Origin of the sequence: Pedobacter sp. Leaf170 (genome assembly GCF_920984665.1) — a bacterium.
In the GTDB taxonomy this organism is placed as follows: Bacteria; Bacteroidota; Bacteroidia; order Sphingobacteriales; family Sphingobacteriaceae; genus Pedobacter.
Map to the genome: position 1 here is coordinate 115,167 of NZ_CAKLBP010000004.1, position 22,933 is coordinate 138,099.

Annotated in this window: 19 protein-coding genes; 5 read left to right on the forward strand and 14 right to left on the reverse strand. The window is 36.9% G+C overall.

Annotated elements, in window-relative coordinates; genetic code table 11:
• Positions 1 to 64: 64 nt before the first annotated feature.
• Positions 65 to 2,332 carry a helix-turn-helix domain-containing protein gene (locus LUA90_RS19505; protein ID WP_304622672.1) on the reverse strand — a complete coding sequence of 756 codons (2,268 nt, stop codon included), beginning with the start codon at positions 2,330 to 2,332 and terminating at the stop codon, positions 65 to 67.
• 110 nt (positions 2,333 to 2,442) lie between these two features.
• Between LUA90_RS19505 and LUA90_RS11270 the strand changes: the two genes are divergently transcribed.
• Both LUA90_RS11270 and LUA90_RS11275 read left to right on the forward strand, forming a co-directional pair.
• The gene (locus tag LUA90_RS11270) at positions 2,443 to 3,363 is read left to right on the forward strand and encodes an MBL fold metallo-hydrolase (protein ID WP_231460376.1); all 921 of its coding nucleotides are present in this window, start codon (positions 2,443 to 2,445) and stop codon (positions 3,361 to 3,363) included.
• Between the two features lie 303 nt (positions 3,364 to 3,666).
• On the forward strand, positions 3,667 to 5,250 hold the full coding sequence (locus LUA90_RS11275) for a peptide chain release factor 3 (RefSeq protein WP_231460377.1): 1,584 nt from the start codon (positions 3,667 to 3,669) through the stop codon (positions 5,248 to 5,250).
• 66 nt (positions 5,251 to 5,316) lie between these two features.
• On the opposite strand, the gene LUA90_RS11280 is transcribed toward LUA90_RS11275, so the two are convergent.
• The 13 genes from LUA90_RS11280 to LUA90_RS11340 all read right to left on the reverse strand — a co-directional run bounded on the left by LUA90_RS11280 (position 5,317) and on the right by LUA90_RS11340 (position 17,825).
• Positions 5,317 to 6,570, reverse strand: a complete 1,254-nt coding sequence (locus tag LUA90_RS11280) for a pyridoxal phosphate-dependent aminotransferase (protein ID WP_231460378.1) — start codon at positions 6,568 to 6,570, stop codon at positions 5,317 to 5,319.
• 86 nt (positions 6,571 to 6,656) lie between these two features.
• A complete protein-coding gene (gene argH, locus LUA90_RS11285; RefSeq protein ID WP_231460379.1) occupies positions 6,657 to 7,988 on the reverse strand; it encodes an argininosuccinate lyase in 1,332 nt (443 codons plus the stop codon).
• A gap of 121 nt (positions 7,989 to 8,109) precedes the next feature.
• Positions 8,110 to 8,442 carry a DUF5615 family PIN-like protein gene (locus LUA90_RS11290; protein ID WP_231460380.1) on the reverse strand — a complete coding sequence of 111 codons (333 nt, stop codon included), beginning with the start codon at positions 8,440 to 8,442 and terminating at the stop codon, positions 8,110 to 8,112.
• Positions 8,442 to 8,663 carry a DUF433 domain-containing protein gene (locus LUA90_RS11295; protein ID WP_231460381.1) on the reverse strand — a complete coding sequence of 74 codons (222 nt, stop codon included), beginning with the start codon at positions 8,661 to 8,663 and terminating at the stop codon, positions 8,442 to 8,444. Before LUA90_RS11295 ends, LUA90_RS11290 begins: the two co-directional genes overlap by 1 nt.
• 149 nt (positions 8,664 to 8,812) lie before the next feature.
• On the reverse strand, positions 8,813 to 9,877 hold the full coding sequence (locus LUA90_RS11300; RefSeq protein ID WP_231460382.1) for a M20 family metallo-hydrolase: 1,065 nt from the start codon (positions 9,875 to 9,877) through the stop codon (positions 8,813 to 8,815).
• Positions 9,878 to 9,984: 107 nt separating this feature from the next.
• Positions 9,985 to 10,797 carry a pyrroline-5-carboxylate reductase gene (proC, locus tag LUA90_RS11305; protein WP_231460383.1) on the reverse strand — a complete coding sequence of 271 codons (813 nt, stop codon included), beginning with the start codon at positions 10,795 to 10,797 and terminating at the stop codon, positions 9,985 to 9,987.
• A gap of 359 nt (positions 10,798 to 11,156) precedes the next feature.
• Positions 11,157 to 11,981 carry an acetylglutamate kinase gene (gene argB, locus LUA90_RS11310; protein WP_231491003.1) on the reverse strand — a complete coding sequence of 275 codons (825 nt, stop codon included), beginning with the start codon at positions 11,979 to 11,981 and terminating at the stop codon, positions 11,157 to 11,159.
• A gap of 69 nt (positions 11,982 to 12,050) precedes the next feature.
• Positions 12,051 to 13,022 carry an acetylornithine carbamoyltransferase gene (locus LUA90_RS11315; protein WP_231460385.1) on the reverse strand — a complete coding sequence of 324 codons (972 nt, stop codon included), beginning with the start codon at positions 13,020 to 13,022 and terminating at the stop codon, positions 12,051 to 12,053.
• 167 nt (positions 13,023 to 13,189) lie between these two features.
• Positions 13,190 to 14,320: an aspartate aminotransferase family protein gene (locus tag LUA90_RS11320; RefSeq protein ID WP_231460386.1), complete on the reverse strand. Its 1,131-nt coding sequence runs from the start codon at positions 14,318 to 14,320 to the stop codon at positions 13,190 to 13,192.
• Positions 14,321 to 14,344: 24 nt separating this feature from the next.
• Entirely contained in the window at positions 14,345 to 14,713 is a 369-nt protein-coding gene (locus LUA90_RS11325; protein WP_231460387.1) for a four helix bundle protein, read from the reverse strand.
• Between the two features lie 25 nt (positions 14,714 to 14,738).
• On the reverse strand, positions 14,739 to 15,758 hold the full coding sequence (argC, locus tag LUA90_RS11330) for an N-acetyl-gamma-glutamyl-phosphate reductase (RefSeq protein WP_231491004.1): 1,020 nt from the start codon (positions 15,756 to 15,758) through the stop codon (positions 14,739 to 14,741).
• Positions 15,759 to 15,930: 172 nt separating this feature from the next.
• Positions 15,931 to 17,124 carry an argininosuccinate synthase gene (gene argG, locus LUA90_RS11335; protein WP_231460389.1) on the reverse strand — a complete coding sequence of 398 codons (1,194 nt, stop codon included), beginning with the start codon at positions 17,122 to 17,124 and terminating at the stop codon, positions 15,931 to 15,933.
• Positions 17,124 to 17,825, reverse strand: a complete 702-nt coding sequence (locus LUA90_RS11340) for a GNAT family N-acetyltransferase (RefSeq protein WP_231460390.1) — start codon at positions 17,823 to 17,825, stop codon at positions 17,124 to 17,126. The genes argG and LUA90_RS11340 overlap by 1 nt, the downstream gene beginning before the upstream one ends.
• A gap of 574 nt (positions 17,826 to 18,399) precedes the next feature.
• Between LUA90_RS11340 and LUA90_RS11345 the strand changes: the two genes are divergently transcribed.
• From LUA90_RS11345 to LUA90_RS11355, 3 genes are all read left to right on the forward strand, one after another.
• Complete coding sequence (locus LUA90_RS11345; protein WP_231491005.1) at positions 18,400 to 19,101, forward strand: DUF4397 domain-containing protein; 702 nt, start codon at positions 18,400 to 18,402, stop codon at positions 19,099 to 19,101.
• Between the two features lie 239 nt (positions 19,102 to 19,340).
• Positions 19,341 to 21,728, forward strand: a complete 2,388-nt coding sequence (locus LUA90_RS11350) for a TonB-dependent receptor (RefSeq protein WP_231491006.1) — start codon at positions 19,341 to 19,343, stop codon at positions 21,726 to 21,728.
• Between the two features lie 9 nt (positions 21,729 to 21,737).
• Complete coding sequence (locus tag LUA90_RS11355) at positions 21,738 to 22,892, forward strand: PepSY domain-containing protein (protein WP_231491007.1); 1,155 nt, start codon at positions 21,738 to 21,740, stop codon at positions 22,890 to 22,892.
• The last annotated feature ends 41 nt before the right edge of the window (positions 22,893 to 22,933 follow it).

The following is a 22,933-nucleotide window of genomic DNA, read 5'->3' on the forward strand; positions in this document are numbered from 1 at the left end:
ATTCTGAAATAGCTCTAGCGTTCTTCGTGTTTTTCTCTTTGCGTTCTTTGCGGTTAAACAAAAACTATTCCTCTGTTGGAAACAATGAAGCTAACACTAGTTTTATCTCTCCAAAAGAATAATCCTTACCTAAAAACTCTCGAATTACGGCCATTGATTTAGTTTTCTGGCTTTCAACGGCATCACTTATATTTCTGATTTTGTTTGGTTTAACTAATTTCTTAACATCAATTTGCTGAGTAGAAACATAATACGCTAAATGACCTTCGATAGTTGTAACACTAAAGCCTCGCTCCTTAGCAATTTCTGCTAACGTTTTTCCTTGCTCATAGAGTTCAAAACTAACAAGCTTAGTATCAACCTTTGGTTCTTTCTTCTTTTTTTCAACTGCAGATTTTACTTTTAAGGTTTCTCCTTTTAGCTGGATAGCCTTCTGCAACTGTTTTTCACGCTCAGAAGTATTTAAAAGCGCATCTGTATCTGCTTTGCTAAACTCTTTTCCATCAATCATGGCTTGCAATAAAGCTTTGCTTTTGTGCATTTTCTTTAACTGTTCATAAACTAAAATCTCTAGTTCAAGTAATTCAGTTAAATAGGTTTTAATCTGTTTTTCTGCCTTTATGGCTTCAATATGCGTCAGTAGTCTATCAGAAACTTCCTTAATTAATGGATTAAAATATTTCAACGCAGCATCCACCCTTTTTGAAACATTAAACAATGTATGCTCGGTTTGTGTGGTAAACAAACCTTTTAATTGGTTTATGAAAGTATCTGCGGTTGCGGTAATTTTCTGAAAATCGCGGTACAATTCCATCGTCCAATCATCATAATGTTGTTTGGTAGATTTTTCTCCCTTATCGAAAGTTTGTACATGTTCTTTAAGGTAATAACGAACCAAATTCAAATCAAAAGCCGCAAATAAATAGGTTTTGATAAAATCATAACTCTCTACACTAATTTGCTGCGTTAAAACTTCAGCAGGTTGTTTAGTGCTTGAGAAATAATGAATGTTTTGGTCTTGCTGCAAACCAGTTTCACGCAAATGCGAAGTTAAAACTAAACCTTTAAGCGAGCGTAAACGCGAAAGCGCTACGTATGCTTGCCCGGGGGCGAATGCATCGCCAATATCAATAATCGCTTTATCAAAAGTTAAACCCTGACTTTTATGGACTGTGATTGCCCAGGCTAATTTTATAGGATATTGTACAAATGAACCGGCAACATTTTCTGCAATCTCGTTTGTAGCTTCGTTTAATTTGTATTTAACGTTTTCCCAAGTGTATGGCGAAATGGAAATTACAGTTCGCTCATCCGGAAGTTCAATTTCAATAGTATCTTTTTCAATGTGATGAACAACGCCTATTTTACCATTGTAATAACGCTTTTCGGCAGTCATATCGTTTTTAATGAACATAACCTGCGCCCCAACTTTAAGCTCTAAACTTTTCTCGTTTGGATAGGCATATTCGCTAAATTCGCCTGTAATCTTTGCATCAAAAAAGTAAGATTTAGTTTTTAACTGAGTCAGCCTTTCTCTGTTAATGGCATCAGCTTTATTATTATGGGTAGTTAAAGTAATGTAATTTTCATCCGCTGCAGGCTTAAAATCTTGCATGAAGTGCTGACGAAGTAATGCTGTGTCTTCAGGCGTGATTTTATTATTTCTTAAATTGTTTAACAAATCGATAAACACAGCATCATCCTGGCGATAAATTTTATCCAGCTCAATATAAATTGGTGGGTTATTTTGCAAAGCCAAGGCATCAAAAAAGTAAATGCTTTTATAAAAAGCAGCCATTGCCCGCCATTCATCGTTTTTTACCACTGGTGGCAACTGATGTAAATCGCCAATAAAAAGCAGCTGAACACCGCCAAACGGTACGTTTCTGTTTCTGCGGATGTAACGTAAAGAAAAATCAATCGCATCGAGCATATCCGCTCGAAGCATACTTACTTCATCAATTACAAGCAATTCCAACTCTTGAATCATGCGCCGTTTGTTGCCTTGCATATTTAAATGCTTAACAATTGTTTTAGGCGTATTAAAGTTAAATGTGATGTTTTGGTTGATAATACTGGAGGCCGCATCCGGAAAAAACGCCCCGAAGGGCAACTGAAAAAGGGAGTGAATGGTAACACCAGCTGCATTAATTGCTGCAATGCCGGTTGGCGCACAAATCATTGCTTTTTTATGCGTGAGCTGAATTAATTTGCGCAAAAAAGTGGTTTTACCAGTACCGGCTTTCCCCGTTAAAAAGACATGTTTTGAAGTGTAATTAACAAATTTTGCAGCAATTTCTGCTGGCATAGAAGTTTCCTCTAATTCTGGCATTTCTTTTAAAAAACTTGTGTAAATAATATGGCGGGATAATTTTAAAATTAGCCAATATTTAGCAAAGTAACGTATTACTTGCTAATTTCGTGAGCATTTAAATTATAAATATGCCATTTAGAATATCATTTTTATTGATTTTGTTATCCTCATTAAACGGATTTACACAAACGGACAACAAAGCTTTCGTTTTAGTTTTAGGCGTTGCACAAGATGGCGGCTTTCCACACATGGGATGTAACAAAATTTGTTGTACCAATGCATGGAAAAATCCTGAAACGCAAAAGGCTGTCGCTTCATTAGCGCTCGTTGACCCGAAAACAAAAAGATGGTATTTGTTTGATGCTACACCCGATATAAAGAAGCAATTGCAGAATTTTAGAAAGCAAACAAAAAATTTATACCCCTATTTGCCAGATGGTATTTTCATCACACATGCACACATCGGTCATTATACAGGTTTGATGGAATTTGGCCGGGAGGTGATGAATACCAAAAGCCTGAACATTTATGTATTGCCCAAATTAAAATCCTTTTTGGAGGATAATGGACCGTGGAATCAATTGGTGACATTACAAAATATTAAAATTACAGTTTTAGAGAATGATAAACCTTTTGAGCTGGGCGAAAATAAAGTAACGGCTTTCACAGTTCCACATCGTGATGAATACTCAGAAACCGCTGGCTTTGAAATTGCTACGCAAATTAAAAAATATCTTTTTATACCTGATATTGATAAATGGTCTAAATGGAATGAAAGTATTGTTGAGCGGGTGAAAAATGTAGATTTTGCCTTTTTAGATGCTACTTTTTACAATGCCGAAGAACTTGGCAATAGACCAATAAGCGAGGTGCCGCATCCTCTGGTTACAGAAACCATAAAAATATTTAAGGATGAACCTGCAAGTGTGAAATCGAAAATTAAATTCATTCATTTAAACCATACTAATAAATTGTTATGGGATAAAAATGCCCAAAAGGATTTTTTGAGAAGTGGCTTTGGTTTGGCACAGCAAAACGGTGTTTATTAGCAGATTTTGAGTTAATTAAAACCGATTGACGTAGAAATCCTTTTTGGTGCAGATCTTCGACAAGCTCAGATTGACAATGACAAAAAGATTGTAACAAAAGCGGGGCAGATTTAACCTAAGAATTACTGCAATTGCTTTACAAAAAATGATTAGCTACTGGGTTTTCAATTAAACAATTAAGCGGTAAAAACAGTTAACCAATTTTCTTATCTTTGCAGCCTGATGAAACAACATTATTCAAATCTTATCGCTGTTAAATTCCTTTAACAAGGTTTCATCGCCATTGTACCCAAAAATTTTATTATGCTTAACCCTGAAATAGAAAAACGCAAAACCTTTGCCATTATTAGTCACCCCGATGCGGGAAAAACCACTTTAACAGAGAAATTTCTGCTTTTTGGTGGTGCAATTAATACGGCTGGAGCGGTAAAACGTAACAAGGCAAATCAGAGCAATACATCCGATTTTATGGAAATTGAGAAACAACGTGGTATCTCGGTTGCAACTTCGGTTATGGGTTTTGAATATAGCGGCAAGCGAATTAATATTTTGGATACGCCTGGTCACAAGGATTTCGCCGAAGATACTTACCGAACTTTATCGGCTGTGGATAGTGTTATTTTGGTTGTGGATTGTGTTAAAGGTGTAGAGGAACAGACCGAAAAACTGATGTCGGTTTGCCGTATGCGTAACACACCGGTAATCATTTTCGTAAATAAAATGGACCGTGAGGGTAAAGAAGCCTACGATTTATTAGATGAAATTGAAGAAAAGTTAAATATTAGTTTGTGCCCACTTTCTTGGCCAATTGGGCAAGGACATACATTTAAAGGTGTTTATAGCATTTACAACAAACATTTAAATTTATTTAATTCTGATAAAACCAAAGTAACCGATTCGGTTGTGGCTGCAAATGATTTAAACGACCCATCGTTATTAAATTATTTAAAAGAAAATGAAATTAACACCTTAAAAGATGATGTTGAACTGGTAGATGGAATTTATGGTAAAATTGAAAAAGATTTATATACCGAAGGCTTAGTAGCCCCTGTATTTTTTGGCAGTGCGATTAATAATTTCGGCATAAAAGAGCTTTTAGATACGTTTATTGATATTGCGCCATCGCCACGCCACCGCGAAGCCGAAGAACGTGATGTGTTGGTAGAAGAGAAAAACTTTAGTGGTTTCGTTTTCAAAATTCACGCCAATTTAGACCCAAAACACCGCGATAGAATTGCTTTTTTACGTATTTGCTCGGGTAAATTTGAGCGTAATAAATTTTACTATCATACCCGTCAGGATAAGAAATTAAAATTTTCGAATCCGATGGATTTTATGGCAAACGAGAAAAGCATAGTTGAAGAGGCTTGGCCAGGCGACGTGGTTGGTTTATATGACAGTGGCAACTTTAAAATTGGCGATACATTGACCGAAGGCGAAAAATTGCAGTTTAAAGGTATTCCGAGTTTCTCTCCATCTATTTTTAAAGAGGTAGAAAATATGGACCCAATGCGCACCAAACAATTAGAAAAAGGTATTGAACAATTAACGGATGAAGGTGTGGCGCAATTATTTGTAATGCAACCCGGAAATAGAAAAGTAATTGGTGCGGTTGGGGAACTTCAGTTTGAGGTTATAAATTTCCGTTTGGAGCATGAATATGGTGCGAAATGTCGTTTCCGAACCTTGAGTTACACACGCTCGAGCTGGGTAACATCAACAGACAGAAAAAAATTAGATGAATTTGTGAAGCGTAAGCAACAACATATTGGTTTTGATAAAGAAGCAAACCCGGTTTATTTATCAGATAGTGATTATATGATTAATCTAACCAAACAGGATTATCCTGATATCGATTTCCATAAAACTAGTGAGTTTAAGAGTTAACTGATTAAACTCCAATAAAAAAACCGCTCAAAAATATTTTGAGCGGTTTTTTTGTAAAATATATAATTATTTCAACTTGTTAAGCGCCGTTTTAATTCTCGGTAACATATCCTTAATATCTTGCAAGGTACATGCACCAACTGATGCTCTGAACCAAGGCATACTATGTTCATTACCGAAAGCAGAGAATGGAACAAGTGCAGCTCCGGCTTCTTTAATTAAATAGAAGTTTACATCTGCACTATCTTTTAATAATTGTCCGTCTTCAGTAGTTTTACCAATGTAATCTATTTTAATGGTTAAATAAATTGCGCCCATTGGCTCAACCGCATCAACATTAAAACCTTCGTTTTTCAACTCGTTAAAACCATTGTAAAGTGCGTTTAAACTATCTTGAATTTGAGCTTTGAAGCTTGTTAAGAACGAATCTACTAGTGCTTTATCATTAAAGTAATTTGACATGGCAACTTGTTCGGCTTTTGGTGCCCAGGCGCCCATGTGTCCAACCAAAGCTTTCATTCTGTTAACGATATCTTCCGGACCGAAACCCCAACCAACACGTACGCCAGTTGCAGCTAAACATTTCGAAGTACCATCAACAAAAATAGTAAACTCACGCATTGCCGGGCGTAATGAAACCGGGTTTACATGCTCTTTTCCAAAAGTTAAAAGCGAATAAATCTGGTCGTACATTAAGTACAATGGTTTTTCATCCGCTCCGCGGGATGCATTTTCTTCTAAAATTACATCGCAAATCTCAGCTAAAGACTCCGCATCGAACATTGTTCCGGTTGGGTTTAATGGCGAACATAAAGCCAACATTGTTGCACCTTTTAAATGTGGTTTCAGTTGCGCTGCAGTTGGCATAAAGTTATGCGCCGCATCGGTTTCAACAGCAATTGATTTAGCCGAAGTTAAATGACAATAATGATTGTTATTCCATGATGGCGCCGGAAAAACAACAGTATCTCCCGGGTCAATTACGGCTAAATACGCCGCATAAATTAACGGACGAGAGCCACCAGAAACTAAAATACTGTTGGTGTTATATTCTAAACCAAACCTATCTTTTAATAATTCCGAAACGGTTTCTCTTAATTGTAAAACACCATCAGCTGGCGGATAATTAGTTTGATTTGCATTATAGGCTTCAACTATTCCAGCTTTCAATTCTGTTGGGATTGGGTAGATATTTGAATCGAAATCGCCTATGGTTAAGTTAGCGATTGATGCACCTTTGCGCTTCATATCGTTAACCTCGTTACCAATTTTTATAATCTCTGAGCCAATTAATGCTCCAGCTAATTTTGATACTTTCATTATAATGTTTTTTGTCGCTACACACGTCATTGCGAGGCAAGAAGCAATTCAAACCAAGAGATTGCTTCGTAACTCGCAATGACGACTTAACGGATTAACTCTTCTATTGCTTTATTCACTTTATCAAAACCAAATTGATTTAAAATCGATTGCATTGAAGCAGCAATTTGTTCGTTGCAAAGGTTGCCGATGCTTCCTTCGTGTGTATGATGTATTTGGCTCGATGGTGCAAAAGTACCATTTTCTATTTGTTCGCCAACTATTTTATAAGCCTCTCTGAAAGCAACACCTTGTAAAGCCAATTCGTTAACCACTTCTACGCTAAACAAATAATCGTATTTTTTATCTTTTAAAATATCATCCTTAATGGTAATGTTTTGAAACATAAATGTAGCTATCTCCAAACATTCGTTTAACGAAGTTATTGCAGGGAAAAGGTTTTCTTTTAGCAATTGTAAATCGCGATGGTAGCCCGATGGAAGATTGGTAATCATCATGGCAATTTCATTTGGCAAAGCCTGAATTTTGTTGCAACGAGAACGAATCAGCTCAAATACATCAGGGTTCTTTTTGTGTGGCATAATGCTAGAACCCGTAGTTAACTCTGCCGGAAAGCTAATGAAACTAAAATTCTGGTTGATGAACAAGCAAACATCCATTGCCATTTTAGCTAAAGTTGCAGCAACTGCGCTCATTGCTTGCGCTAAAATTCTTTCGGTTTTACCGCGACCCATTTGTGCATATACTACATTGTAATTTAAGCTTTCAAAACCCAATAAATCAGTTGTTAAAGTTCTGTTTAGTGGAAAAGATGAACCGTAACCTGCGGCAGAACCTAATGGATTTTTATTGGTGATTTTCCAGGCAGCTAACATCAGTTCCATATCATCGGCAAGGCTTTCTGCATAAGCGCCAAACCATAAACCAAATGATGATGGCATCGCAATTTGCAAATGCGTGTAACCGGGCATCAATTTATCTTTATGCGTATTGCTCAGCTCTATTAGTTGATTAAACAAAGTTGATGTTTGGTTAACCATATCTTCAATGCAAGCCCGAAAAAATAGTTTTAAATCAACCAAAACCTGGTCGTTACGCGAGCGACCGCTATGAATTTTTTTACCGGCCTCACCAATACGTTGGGTTAGCAGCCACTCCACCTGCGAGTGTACATCTTCAACGGTATCTTCTATAGTAAAGTTGCCGGCCTCAATTTCAGCGTAAATATTTTTAAGCTCCTTTTGTACAGTTTCCAATTCATCCGCGGTAAGCAAACTAATGGTTTCTAACATTTGCGTGTGCGCCAATGAGCCTAACACATCAAACTTTGCCATTTGTAAATCCAATTCTCGGTCTTTACCAACAGTAAAGGTTTCCACGAATTTATTTACATCAATATTTTTTTGCCAAATCTTCATTTCATTTTATTTAACCTCAAAGTGCGCTGAGTTTTTCACGAAGAGCGCTAAGCTGTTTATAATCAAATTATTATTGCAAGGTACTAGGCAATAGATTGCTTCATACCTCTCAATAAAGTTTTCATTGTATTTCTAAACAAGAGAATTCCTCTTGCGTCATAAAATCATTTATTAATTGCTTTTTCTTTATCAAAACATCAGCGATTCCTGATGTTGTATTATTTCCAAAACGCAGCCAAATTATTTTTGGAGGATGTCCATATAGATTGGAAAACTCATAAAAGTCAGCATTGAAAATTGCCACGATAAATTTATTTTGGCCAGCAAATGTCCAGATTTCCTTGTCAGATTTATTTTCTAATTTCAACTGCCTGATTTGATTGCAGTCCGAGAATTCGGTTTCCAAAAGTTTTACAATTCTGTAAGAAATATTTTGGTCGAATAACAATTTCACTAGGCAACTCTAATTTTATGCTCTCTATCTGCTGAATAAGCCAAACATGATAAAACTTCCTCCTCACTTATTTCAGGAAAATCTACAAGAATTTGCTCTACGGTCATTCCATTAGCTAACCATCCTAAAACATCATAAACCGCAATTCTAGTGCCTCTTATGCAAGGTTTTCCAAAACGTTTGCTGGAATCAATTTCTATAAACTTAGAATAAGTTTTCATGTAGTAAAGATATGCAATATTATAAGAACTTCAATTTAACCGCAAAGCGAACTTCGTCATTGCGAGGCACGAAACAATCCTCTTTCAAATTAAGTTTATCGTTGCGAGTACGAGTGCTTTAAGATTGCTTCGTACCTCGCAATGACGTATTACAGTATAACTGGTTTCAACATATTTACATAACCTTCCACACCTTCTGCAACCTCTCTAACATATAAAAATTCATCAGCCATGTGTGAGCGGCCAGAAAAACCCGGGCCACATTTTACCGATGGAATATCCAATAAAGCTTGGTCTGATGTTGTTGGCGAACCATAAGTTGTTTTACCTAGAGCCACACCCGCCTGAACTACAGGATGATTTTTATCAATTGATGATGGTTTCAAACGGATAGAGCGTGGTGTAACATCGCAACCTACATTTGCTCGAATAATTTCCAAAACTTGTTCATTGGTGTAAGCATCAGTTACCCTAACATCAACCGTGAAAGTACAATTTGCCGGCACTACATTATGTTGCGAACCTGCATTAATAATCGTAACAGTCATTTTTAACGGACCAAAAACCTCAGATACTTTTGGAAATTGATAATTCCTAAACCATTCAATATCTGCTAAAGCTTTGTAAATAGCATTTTCGCCTTCTTCCCTAGCCGCATGACCCGCTTTACCATGAGCCACACAATCTAAAACCAACAAACCACGTTCGGCAATAGCCAAATTCATTTCTGTCGGTTCGCCTACAATCCCAAATTCAAGTTCGCCCAAATCAGGCAAAACCAATTCTAAACCATTGTTCCCAGAAATCTCTTCTTCCGCAGTTGCGGCCAAACAAATGTTATATTTTAAGTTTTCTTGCTCGAAATAGTACAAAAACGTGCCAATTAGTGAAACCAAACAACCGCCTGCATCGTTACTGCCTAAGCCGAAAAGTTTATCGCCTTCTATTGCTGCATCATAAGGGTCGCGGGTGTAACCAGAATTGGGCTTCACTGTATCATGATGTGAGTTTAGCAATAAAGTAGGTTTGCTGGCGTCAAAATGCTTATTATATGCCCAAACATTGTTCATTTTACGATGAATGCTAACACCTCGCTCCTCTAAAAACTGCGCAATTAAATTTGCAGTTCTGTCTTCTTCCTTGCTAAACGACTGAATGCGAATTAATTGTCGCAACAAATCCAGACTTTCCTTTTGTATTTTTTCTAACAACATAGTATCGAGTAGTTAGTATCAAGTATCAAGACTAATCTCAAACTTGCACTTTTTAAATTATTGGCCAGGTACATCTTCCATTTTACCTTAACCATTTTACATTAAGCTTAGCTTTCTTTTGTGTACAAATTTCCTGCTTTTAGCGCCGATAATTTAATACCTTTTATCAATGATGAACTAAAGCCATTGTGCTCCATTTCGTTTAAACCGGCAATGGTACAACCTTTCGGCGAAGTTACTTTATCTATTTCTGATTCCGGGTGCGTGCCGTGTAATAAAAGCAAATCGGCTGCGCCTTTTGCCGTTTGCACCGCCATTTTAAGCGCTTCATCTGCATGGAAACCAATTTCTACACCACCTTGCGATGCTGCCCTAATTGCTCTTAAGAAAAAAGCAATTCCGCAAGCACAAAGTGCCGTAGCCGAAGTCATCAAATCTTCATTTATTTTCACGACAGAGCCAACCGTCTCAAACATTTTGGTCACATCCGTAATATTTTCTGCCGAAGCATTATCACTTGCCATACAAGTCATCGATTGGCCAATTGCAATAGCTGTATTTGGCATTACGCGAACAACCTCAACGTTTTCGCCTAATTTATCTCTAACCGCAGCGCAACTCACACCAGAAATTACAGAAATAACCAGATGTTTGGCTGCAATTATAGAAGGTTGAATTTCATCCAAAACCGTATTTAATTGTTGGGGCAAAACAGCAAGAATTACAACATCGGCAGCAGAAACCGCTTCTTTATTATTATTGCTTACACCAAAGCCCGCATCAGCGAAAGATTTTAAATGGTCAATATTTCTACGGGTTAGCGTAATATCTGCAGCTTTGGCAAAATCAGCCTTTACAAGGCCTTTTGCTAAAGATAAACCAATATTTCCACTCCCGATAATGGCTATTTTCTTGTTCATTTGGTTCGATTTAATTAATTCTACTAATTGAATTTAAATTGTAATACTTTAAGCGTATTCAAGATATGAAAAGCAGTTTCTCTGGTTCTTTTTAATGTTAGTCCTGCTATTCACTTCGATCTTTTTTAAACTCATTGTCATGCGCCCCAACATCGTCATTGCGAGGAGGAACCAAGTGGCAATCTTTATGGTTTGTTCCACTAAAAAAGTATTTTCGTTTCTATCAGGTTTATAAAATCTCCGTCACTGCGAGGCACGAAGCAATCTTATTGCGATAATTGAATAGCGATAGTTTTAAGATTGCTTCGTGCCTCGCAATGAAGAAACGGCGATAGGTCGTCAACCTTTTAGCTTATACCCTATTTCAACATCTTCGTTCCAAAAACTCCATTAGCAAGCTCATTTAATTCATCGGCTTTGCCGATATAAACTGCTGAAACACCCATTTTAATGGCTTCAAATGCATTATGTAATTTCGGAATCATGCCACCTTGCACTGTACCATCTGCTTTTAAACCCTCAAATTCATCAGCTTTGATTTCTGTCACAACAGATGAATCATCATTAACATCTTTCAAAACTCCTTTTTTCTCAAAGCAATATACCAAACGTGTTTCATATAAAGCAGACATCGCCACGGCAACCGAAGATGCAATTGTATCTGCGTTAGTGTTTAGCAATTGTGTATCTCCATCATGCGTAATGGCACATAAAACCGGAACTAATCCAGCTTTCAACAAGCTTTTTAATGTTTCTGCGGAAACTGAGTTTTCGTCTAAATCGCCAACAAAACCATAATCAATAGTAGCCCCCTCTAAATCTCCCCCAGTTGGGGAGACTTTTATAATGGGTCTTTTTTTAGCTTTAATAATGTTTCCATCAGCGCCTGTTAAACCAATTGCATTGATGCCTTTGGCTTGTAATTGGGCAACCATGTTTTTATTAATCAATCCGGCATAAACCATTGTTACAACACGCAGGGTTTCAATATCCGTAATCCGCCTGCCTTCAACCATTTTTGCTTCAATACCTAAGCTTTCGCCCAGTTCGGTTGCAATTTTACCGCCACCATGAACCAAAATTTTATCACCGGGCAAAGCCGTAAAATCCAACAGAAACTGGTGTAGGTTTGCAGAATTATCAATTACATTTCCACCGATTTTTATGATTGTAAGTTGTTTCATTTTATTTAGCTTAAAGCTTAAAGCAAAATGCTGAAAGCTTTGGTCTTTTAGCTTTAGTCTTTCTGCTTTTTATAATTCCTCCAATATCGCTTTAATCACCGCTTGCGCTGCCCATAAACGATTACCTGCTTCATGAATAACCAATGAATTTGGTCCATCTAAAATTTCAGAAGATAATTCCAAATCTCTACGAACAGGTAAACAGTGCATCACTTTTGCATCATTCGTAAATTTCAACTTTTCGTTGTTCATCATCCATCCATCAGGATAAGTTAAAACCTTGCCATATTCTTTATAGCTGCTCCAGTTCTTTACATAAACATAATCAGCGCCAGCCAAAGCCTCTTCTATATTATATTGAATATCTGCACCCGGTGTAAATTCTTCAGCCAGTTCATAACCTTCAGGTTGGGCAATGGTAAAATCAATCATCCCCTCTGCTTGTGCTTTACACATCCATTCTGCAAAAGAATTTGGAACTGCTTGCGGCAAAGCTTTTACATGTGGCGCCCAAGCCAAAACAACTTTGGGTTTTCTGCCATCAGGTTGCTTTGTCCAGGTTTCGTGAATGGTAATAATATCGGCAAAACTCTGCAGCGGATGACGAGTAGCACTCTCCAAACTCACAACAGGAACAGCGCAATATTTTACAAATTTGTTAAAGAAATCTTCGCTGTAATCTTCCTCGCGGTTGTTCAGTTTTGGGAAAGAGCGTAATCCTAAAATATCGCAATATTGACCCATCACAGCAGCAGCCTCACGAATATGTTCAACTGTTGAGCCATTCATAACTACACCATCCTGGGTTTCTAAAGCCCAACCCTCTTTATCCAAATTCATAACCATTACATTCATACCTAAATTTAAAGCAGCCTTTTGAGTGCTTAAACGGGTACGCAAACTAGGATTCATAAAAACCAAACCTAAAGTTTTGTTTTTACCCAAACTCTGGTGCGCATAAGGATTCGCCTTTAATTCAAGCGCATCTTTTACAAATTGTTTGATGTTTGGAACATCGTGTACGGAAGTGAAAAGTTTCATTTTAAGACGTTGTAAGTAGTAAGTTATACGTTATAAGTTTTGTGTATCCCTCATTAAAAAATAAAATTATGCCAGCTCACACTAACCTCTTATGCTGTCGTCATTGCGAGGCACGAAGCAATCTATCTAATTAGATTGCTTCGTGTCTCAATGACGAGTGTATTATATTACTTTACCAGCTTCCCGAAAGCCGCTAAAAATTCATCAGCATGTGCTTTAGTTAAATTTAATGCTGGCAATAAACGGATTACATTTGGTTTAGCTTCGCCAGTAAAAATGAAGTGCTTAAATAACAATTCTTTTTTTACATGTGCTAACTCCTCCGGCAATTCAATTCCAATCATCAGTCCGCGACCGCGAACTTCTTTTACCTGCTCAAATTTCTTTAATTCAGTGATAAGGTAGTTGCCAATTTCTTCGGCATTTTTCATTAGGTTATCTTGCTCCATAACTTCAAGAACTGCTAAAGCTGCCGCACAAGCTAAGTGGTTACCGCCGAAAGTTGTGCCCAATTCGCCATGCCAAGGCTTAAATTTGGGTGCGATAGAAATTCCCGCAACCGGAAATCCGTTACCCATCCCTTTTGCCATGGTGTAAACATCAGCTTCAACTCCAGACCAATCATGCGAATAAAATAAGCCTGTTCTACCGTAACCACACTGAACTGAATCGGCTATGTAAACCGCGTTATATTCATCGCAAAGCGAACGGATTTTTTGTAAGAAACTTTTTGAAGCTTCTTTTATGCCACCAACACCTTGTATACCTTCGATAATTACAGCAGAAATTTCATCGCCCTGCGATTTAAAAGTTTCTTTTAAAGCTACCTCATTATTAAAAGGCAAAAAGATTACATTTTCGGTTTGGTTAACCGGTGCAACAATTTTAGGGTTATCGGTTACCGCGACCGCTAAAGAAGTACGACCATGGAAAGCACCACTAAAAGCAATAACTTTCTTTCTGCCATTGTAAAAAGAAGCAAGCTTTAAAGCGTTTTCATTTGCTTCTGCACCAGAATTTACCAAAAACAGCTGGTAATCTTTCTTTCCAGAAACCTGACCTAATTTTGCTGCCAATTGCACTTGCAAAGGAATTTTAACCGAATTAGAATAAAATCCAACTTTATTTAATTGGTCAGTTAAACGACTTACATAGTGCGGATTGGTATGGCCAATCGAAATCACCGCGTGACCGCCGTATAAGTCTAAGTATTTTTGTTCATTAGCATCCCAAACATTACTGCCTGATGCCTTTGTAATTTCTATATCGTTAAGAGGGTAAACGTCGAATAAGTTCATATTACTTGTTATAAGTTGTACGTTTTAAGTTATAGGTTTGGGTGCTCTTACTCTTGAAATTAAATTGATAAGCATTGCCTTAACTTCGTTAATACTATTTGATAAAATTGTGAATTCATCTTCAGTTAGGTAATCTAAATCTTTTGATAAAATCAAAAAGTATTCAGTTTCATTAGCCGAGCCCAAAGAGATATTTAAAAAATTAGCCAAATCCGCTTGTGAATTTTTACCACAACCTTCGGCAATGTTTGCTGGTATTGATGCCGCTGCCCGCCGTAGTTGATTTGTTAAACTGTAAATTTCTTCTTTTGGAAATCTGGCACTTATTTTATAAACGCTTAGTGTAAGCTGATGGGCTTTATCCCAAACCTTCAAATCTTTAAAATTCTGCATACACTTATAACGTATTATGTAAAACTTAAAACCCCACCGCTTTCAAACGCAAGCCTGCTGTTTCTTCCAAGCCAAACATTAAGTTCATATTTTGAACCGCTTGACCGCTGGCGCCTTTTAGGAGGTTATCAATAATACTGATGATAAATAATTTATTGCCATGCTTTTCTACATGAACCAGTGCTTTATTGGTATTTACAACCTGTTTTAAATCGATGTTTTTCCGGCTAACGTGCGTAAATGGATGTGTACTGTAATAATCCTCGTAAATGGCTTGCGCTTCTTCTAAAGTCAAATCGCTTTCCAGGTACATCGCCGCCAAAATCCCTCTGGTAAAATCTCCGCGTTGCGGGATGAAGTTTAAAACAGCCCCCTCCAAACCTCCCGCAGAAGTGGAGGCTTTAGCAGCTTGCAGAAGGCTTTCGCCAATTTCATTTAAATGCTGATGCTCAAAAGCCTTATAAACCGAAAGATTATTATTTCTCCAGCTAAAATGAGAAGTTGAAGCAAGGCTTTGTCCGGCGCCGGTTGAACCTGTAGTTGCATTGATGTGAACTTCATTTTTAATTAAACCTTTTGCAGCTAATGGCAATAAGCCCAATTGAATACAAGTTGCAAAACAGCCCGGATTAGCAATATTATTTGCGGAAGCAATCTTGCCCTTATTTAACTCCGGCAGCCCATAAACAAACTCTCTATTAGAATTTTGAATTATGAGTTTTGAATTTTGACTTAACCTAAAATCCTGAGATAAATCGATGATTTTTATGTTTTCGTTAATCTGATTAGCGTGCAAAAATTTCTTTGCATCACCGTGCCCAACGCACAAAAACAGCACATCGATATCTTGTGGAATATCACTTACAAAACGTAAATCAGTATCGCCAATTAAATCGGTATGAACATCAGAAATTAGGTTTCCGGCGTTGCTTGTACTATTTACGAAAGCAATCTCAACGTTTGGATGGTTAATTAGGATACGAAGCATTTCGCCGCCTGTATATCCTGCACCACCAATTATTCCTGCCTTAATTTTGTTACTCATAATCTGTTCTATCAATTATAGATGGATATGAAAATTAGTTTTAATAACCCTTCGACAAGCTACCGATGTAAATCGGGACAAGTCAGGATGACAATTGTAAAGAGATTGCTTCGTCGTTCCTCCTCGCAATGAGGAAGCAGGAACGGAAGCTTTCTATTTTAGTCTTTTAGCTTTAAGCTTCTTCAGAATTCACTTTATGCCAAATCATTACCTGGTTACCGAAGATTTTAGAGAAACCTTTAACATCTTCTCCGCTCCAGGCGTTGTTCATTTCGCCGTAGCTACCAAATTTATTGCTCATTAAATCGTGGTTAGATTCTATACCAATAATTTGGAAACGATAAGGCAACAATTCAACAAAAACTTTACCGCTTACTACTTTTTGAGTATCCGCTAAAAAAGCCTCTATATTCCGCATAATTGGGTCGTGAAACTGACCTTCATGCAACCAGTTACCGTAGAAAGAAGATAATTGTTCTTTCCAGCTTAGCTGCCATTTCGTTAAAGTATGTTTTTCTAATGTATGGTGTGCTTTAATAATTAAAACTGGGGCGGCTGCTTCAAAACCAACACGACCTTTAATACCGATAATTGTATCGCCAACATGAATGTCGCGGCCAATACCAAATGGCTGTGCAATAGCTTGCAATTTCTGAATCGCTCTTACAGGCGCTAAAGTTTCGCCATCAATTGCCACTAATTCTCCCTTTTCAAAAGTTAACTCTAGCTTACGCGATTCTGTTTCAGAAACCTGAGTTGGCCATGCACTTTCTGGTAAAGTTTCATTAGAAGTTAAAGTTTCCTTACCACCTACAGAAGTTCCCCATAAGCCTTTATTAATCGAATATCTTGCTTTTTCAGCACTATATTCAACACCATGTTCAGCCAAATATTCTATTTCCGCTTCGCGGGATAATTTTAAATCTCTAATCGGTGTAATGATTTCAACCTCTGGAATAATGATGTTAAAAATCATGTCGAAACGTACCTGATCGTTTCCAGCACCTGTACTTCCGTGAGCTACATAATCAGCACCGATTTTTTTTACATAATTTGCAATCGCCGTTGCCTGACTAACACGTTCTGCACTAACAGAAAGCGGATAAGTTGCATTTTTTAATACATTGCCGAAGATTAAATATTTAATACAACCATCGTAATAATTATCTGTTTCATCTACCACAGCGTGAGATTTTACACCTAAAGCATAGGCTCTTTTCTCAATTTCCTGCAATTCTTCATCAGAAAAACCACCAGTATTTACAATAACAGAATGAACTTCTAAGCCACGATCTTGAGCAAGATAAATACAGCAAAATGAGGTATCAAGACCTCCACTAAAAGCTAAAACAACTTTCTTCTTCATTATTTATTAAATAATAGGGTAAATAAAAACATCAATACTTTAAAGCCCGATTTCGGCTTAGGTTTAACAACTAAACGCTGCTTTATACGCATAAAGCGTTCGTATAATTTCGGTTTCTTCTGCAATTCTTCAGCAAATTTCTTGGCTGCATCGTGCTTCTGAGTAGCTGGGTCGTATAGCATTGCTGTACACATGCAATTTTTCCGCTCCTTCATTTTCAAAATCTCAAAGTTTACACAGCTTTGGCAACCTTTCCAAAATTCTTCATCCTGCGTTAATTCAGAATAAGTAACAGGTTCATAACCTAAATCAGAATTGATTTTCATTACGGCTAAACCAGTGGTTAATCCAAAAATTTTGGCTTTAGGATAAAGGCTTCTCGAAAGTTCGAAAACCTTCTCTTTAATGGCATGAGCCAAACCTGCTTTTCTAAATTCAGGAGATACGATTAATCCGGAGTTGGCAACAAATTGCCCATGGCTCCAAGTTTCGATATAGCAGAAACCTGCCCATGTACCATCTTTATGGAATGCAATAACAGCTTTGCCTTCTTGCATTTTATTTGCAACATATTCAGATGAACGTTTTGCAATGCCTGTACCACGTGCTTTAGCAGATTCGGCCATCTCGGTTACGATTTGTTCTGCAAATACACGATGTTCAGGTAGTGCAACCTGCACTATAAATTCGTTAATATCCATTCGTTTTCTAACGAAAAATTATAAGTATTCTTGTTAATTGGGTTTTTAGAGAGGATCAATTCCTCATTACGTTTAGTTGAGTTACTAAATACGTGGAGTAAAATTTTGCCGACTTGTGGGATAGTAGAATACGGGCTGAAAACGATTAATAAATAAACTCTCACCAGCAATTAAGTATGCTGTGATATTTGAAAGTTTATGTAAAAATTGTTTAATCATTATTTACGTATTAAAACGGCTTTAACTCCATTGAGGTGCAAAGGTTTAAATAATTATCGAGTTCCACAATATTAAACTGATTTTTTTATTTTATAATAACAATTTATTAAAGTAATCTGACGGTTCTAGACAACGTTTCATAAAAATAACCATCCTTCTATCAGATAGATTTCAGCTTAAGAAACGAATTTTTGTGTAGCGTTTTCAACAATGTTAAAATACAGAGCAGAACTTTAACATCTGCTTAACATCATTTAACAACCTCCCAATAGGTTTAAACACAATATTTGTATCCATGTAGCGAATGGCTCTGTCCCTTCGTTTATTTTTAAAATTCAAAAAGAAATTAAAACGAATGAGAAACTTTACATCGAAAAAAAACAGTTTTATAATTTTAGCTCTAGCGGTATGCTCAATATTTTTATCCTCTTGTGGAAAAACAGACGTTACAGACACAACAGTTTCTTATCTGCGAGTAGTAAACGGCTCGCCAAGCTTGGCCACTTTTAACGTTTATTTATCCGGAAATATTATTAATTCAGCAGCATTACCATTCGCAGGCTCAACATCGTATACCTCAAGAAGTTCTGGAGCATATAATTTAAAATTTACCAGCGCAAGTAGCGCCGAAGCTTTATTCTCTAAAGATATCACACTAAAGCCAAGTACAAATTACTCGTATTATCTGGTTAATAAACCAGGGCAATTAGATGGTTTTATCGTTAGTGATGACCTGTCTGTTTCATCAAACGATAAGGCATATATCCGATTTATTAATTTATCTACAGATGCAGTAGCATTTGATTTAGCAAAAACCGGCGCTACCACATCATTAATTACCAATAAAACTTATAAAACTGCAAGTTCATTTATTGCTGTTGATGCCGGCACAATTTCGTTCGACATAAAGGATACCTCAACCGGAATTATCAGAGCAACCCAAACAGATGTTGTGCTTAGCGCAGGTATACATTATGATGTAATTTCTGGCGGATTGATAAATCCGGCAAATGATACTGAAAAAGCATTGACCATACAGGTTTTAGCCATTAAATAAACTCAATCTTACCCAAAAAATCAATTAAATTGTAAGTCGTTCTATATTTAGAACGGCTTTTTTTTATGATCTCAGATAGCCAAATTGAACCGCTTTAAATACAAAAACATTTGCATGCAGAATTGAGAACCATCAAAATTGATTCGGCAAACCTTATTTAGAATTATTCAAAATAATTTGGAATTTTAAGAATTGTAATGTTATTTTGCAGCTCTTTAGAATTAATCCAAATAAAAACAATGAAAAGATTTATCCCATTTTGTTTAACGTTAGTTATATTATTAAGCTCCACTACTTCATTTGCACAACAATTTGGAACCATTAAAGGTACCATAACAACCAAAAATGGTAAAGCTGCCGCTTACATTTCTATAGGTTTAAAGGGAAGCGGTAATGGTACAATTACCGATGATAATGGAAAGTACACCATTCATCGAGTTAAACCCGGCACCTATACTATTAAAGCATCAGCGGTTGGTATTACATCAGCAGAAAAAGAAGTTAAAGTTATTGCCGGCGAAAACAAAGTAATAGATTTTACACTTCAAGAAACAGACGAGGCCTTGGAAGATGTAATCATCGCCGGAAAAAAAAACAGATATAAAATTAGTTTGCCTTCTGCCTCTTTACGACTTAATGAGCCATTACTTGAGGCACCCCAAAATATTCAAACCGTTAGCGACCAGGTTATAAAAGATCAACAAATTATTAGCATGAGCGATGGTTTGATAAGAAATGTGAGCGGTGCAGTTCGTGTTGAACATTGGGGTGATATGTACACCAACATTACTATGCGTGGTTCTCAAATTCAGGCTATGCGTAATGGCTTTAATGTGGTTTCTTCATTTTGGGGTCCGCTAACGGAAGACATGAGTTTTGTAGACCATATTGAATTTGTTAAAGGTCCGGCGGGTTTTATGCTAGGCAATGGCGACCCAAGTGGTATGTATAATGTGGTAACAAAAAAACCAACAGGATTTAACCGCGGTGAAGTTTCTTTTACTTTAGGAAGTTATGATTTATACAGAACCAGTATAGATTTAGACCGCAAGTTAACCAGCGATGGTAAGTTATTGTTCAGATTAAATGGTGCTGCACAAACTAAAGGCTCATTCAGACCGTATGAGCAAAATGACCGTTACAGCATTGCGCCTGTTTTGAGTTATCAAATAACAGATAAAACAAAATTAACTGCAGAATATACTTTTCAGAATGCAAAAATGACCGAAGTTGGTTCGTATTATATTTTCTCGCCAAATGGCTATGCTGCCTTTCCGAGGGAATTAACTATGACACAACCAGGTGTTCCGCCAACGCGAATTAACGACCAAAGTTTATTTTTAAATTTGCAACATAATTTTGATGAGCATTGGAAATTAACAGCTCAGGCTGCATATTTTAAGTACAATCAAATGGGATACAGCTCATGGCCATCAGCTGTAAATGCAAATAATACAGTTATTAGAAACGTTGCCATTTGGGATGCAGCAAGCAGCATGAAATTAGCCCAATTTTTTATTAACGGACAAGCGAAAACGGGCGGCATAAACCATAGAATTTTAGCAGGTTTTGATGGAGGTAAGAAAAACTACATGGCCGATTGGGGCCAAACTCACGATTTAGATTTAGCCTCATCGCCGTTTGATTTGAACAATCCAAACTATGGTTTCCCGGCCAATGGCTTACCAAACTTTAATCGCATTACACCATTAGCGCAAAGGGCTATCAGCGCAGGCGGTTTAATGGATTCGAAATATATTAGTGGTTATGTTCAGGATGAATTAGGATTCTGGGAGAATAGAATCCGCTTAACATTAGCCGGAAGATATACTTATGTTAGCCAGGCAAATTGGGGAGGTGCGCCAGATAAAGCTAAAAAAATAACGCCCAGAGTTGGTTTAAGCGTATCGCTTGATAAAAACACAGCAGTTTATGCTGTTTACGATGAAGCATTTACACCACAAAGCGGCTTGTTACGCAATGGCGGAAAAGTAGAACCTATTACCGGAACAAATAACGAAATCGGTATTAAAAAAGATTGGTTTGATGGCAAGTGGAATACAACCCTATCGGCCTATAGAATTCTTAAGCAAAATGAGTTAACCGCCGACCCGACGAATACACCAGGCACAAATTTTAGTGTTGTATTAGGTGAAAAAAGAGCACAGGGAATTGAGTTTGATTTAAGAGGTAAAATAACCGATGGGTTAACATTAATTGCAAACTATGCTTATACAGATTCGAAAGTTACTGAAGTTACGTCTGGTGTTACCGGCATTAATGTTGGAGACGTAATTCCGGGTTTTGCAAAACATGTATCAAATGCCTGGCTAACTTATACCTTACAAGAAGGTACTTTAAAAGGTTCTGGAATTTCGGCAGGCTTTACCTATTTAGCAGATAGAGCAACGGATACCTGGAGTGTTGGTTTGCAAAAATTACCTAATTATTTCAAATTAGATGGTGGACTATTTTACGAACGCCCAAAATTCAAGATTACCGGTAATGCATTTAACATCTTAAATAAATACCTGTTTAGCGGTTCTTACTATCAATGGTTAAACGCTTATTATTATCAAGCCGAAGCACCAAGAAATTACAGAATTAGTGTAGCCTATAAATTTTAATTGAGATAGATGGCTGTAAATAAAAAAAATAAAACCTTTAAGTATTGGGTTGGAAGATTACACTTATGGTTCGGATTAATTTCCGGGCTATTTGTATGTTTCTTAGGCATTACGGGCTGCATTTTAGCTTTCGAAAAAGAAATTGAATTTTATACTCAACCGTACCGCAAGTTAGAAACTCAGAATAAACCATTATTATCGCCAACTACACTAAAGCAAATTGCCGATAAAGCTTTACCTAACAAACATGCGCATAGTGTTACTTACCAACCGGGTAAATCGGCACAAGTGGTTTACTATAATTTTGAGCCAGAGTATTATTACATTGTTTTTGTAAATCAATACACCGGAGCAGTAATAAATGTTAAAAACATGAACGAAGATTTCTTCAGGATTGTAATTATGGGGCATTATTATTTATGGCTACCGCCAGAGATTGGTCAGCCTATATTAACCAGTGCAACCTTAATATTCGTTTTATTGTTAATATCCGGATTAATCCTTTGGTGGCCAAAAAACAAGGCGGCCTCAAAACAAAGATTTTCAGTAAAATGGAATGCAAAATGGAGAAGGGTAAATTACGATTTTCATAACGTATTTGGTTTTTACATCACCTGGATAATCATATTTATTGCCCTAACCGGTATGGTTATGGGTTTTCAATGGTTCGCTAAATCTGTTTATTATGTAAGTTCGGCGGGTAAACCATTAACAGAATTTACCGAAACATTTTCTGATACAACAAGCAATTCAAATCTTAAATTAAACCCTTCTGCGGCTGATAAAATCTGGAATGATTACCTCAAAGCAGATCGAAATTTTAAAGGCAGCATTGATGTTCATGTTCCTGAAAATGAAAAGGCATCTATTGAAATAGCCAAAAACCCCGACCCGGACACTTATTGGAAATCTGATTATAGATATTATGACCAGCACACGCTCAAAGAAATTGAGGTTAAGCATGTTTTTGGCAAAATTAAAAATGCAACTGTTGCCGATAAGATTTACAGAATGAATTATGACATACACGTTGGTTCCATTGCAGGCATTCCAGGTAAAATTATTGCCTTTTTTGCCAGTTTAATTGCGGCAAGTATGCCAATAACCGGCGTTTTAATATGGATTGGCAGAAATCGTAAAAAATCGAAAGCTCAAAAACCATAAAAAAGAATACAGAATAAAGAGGTAAATATTCTTTTAATGAT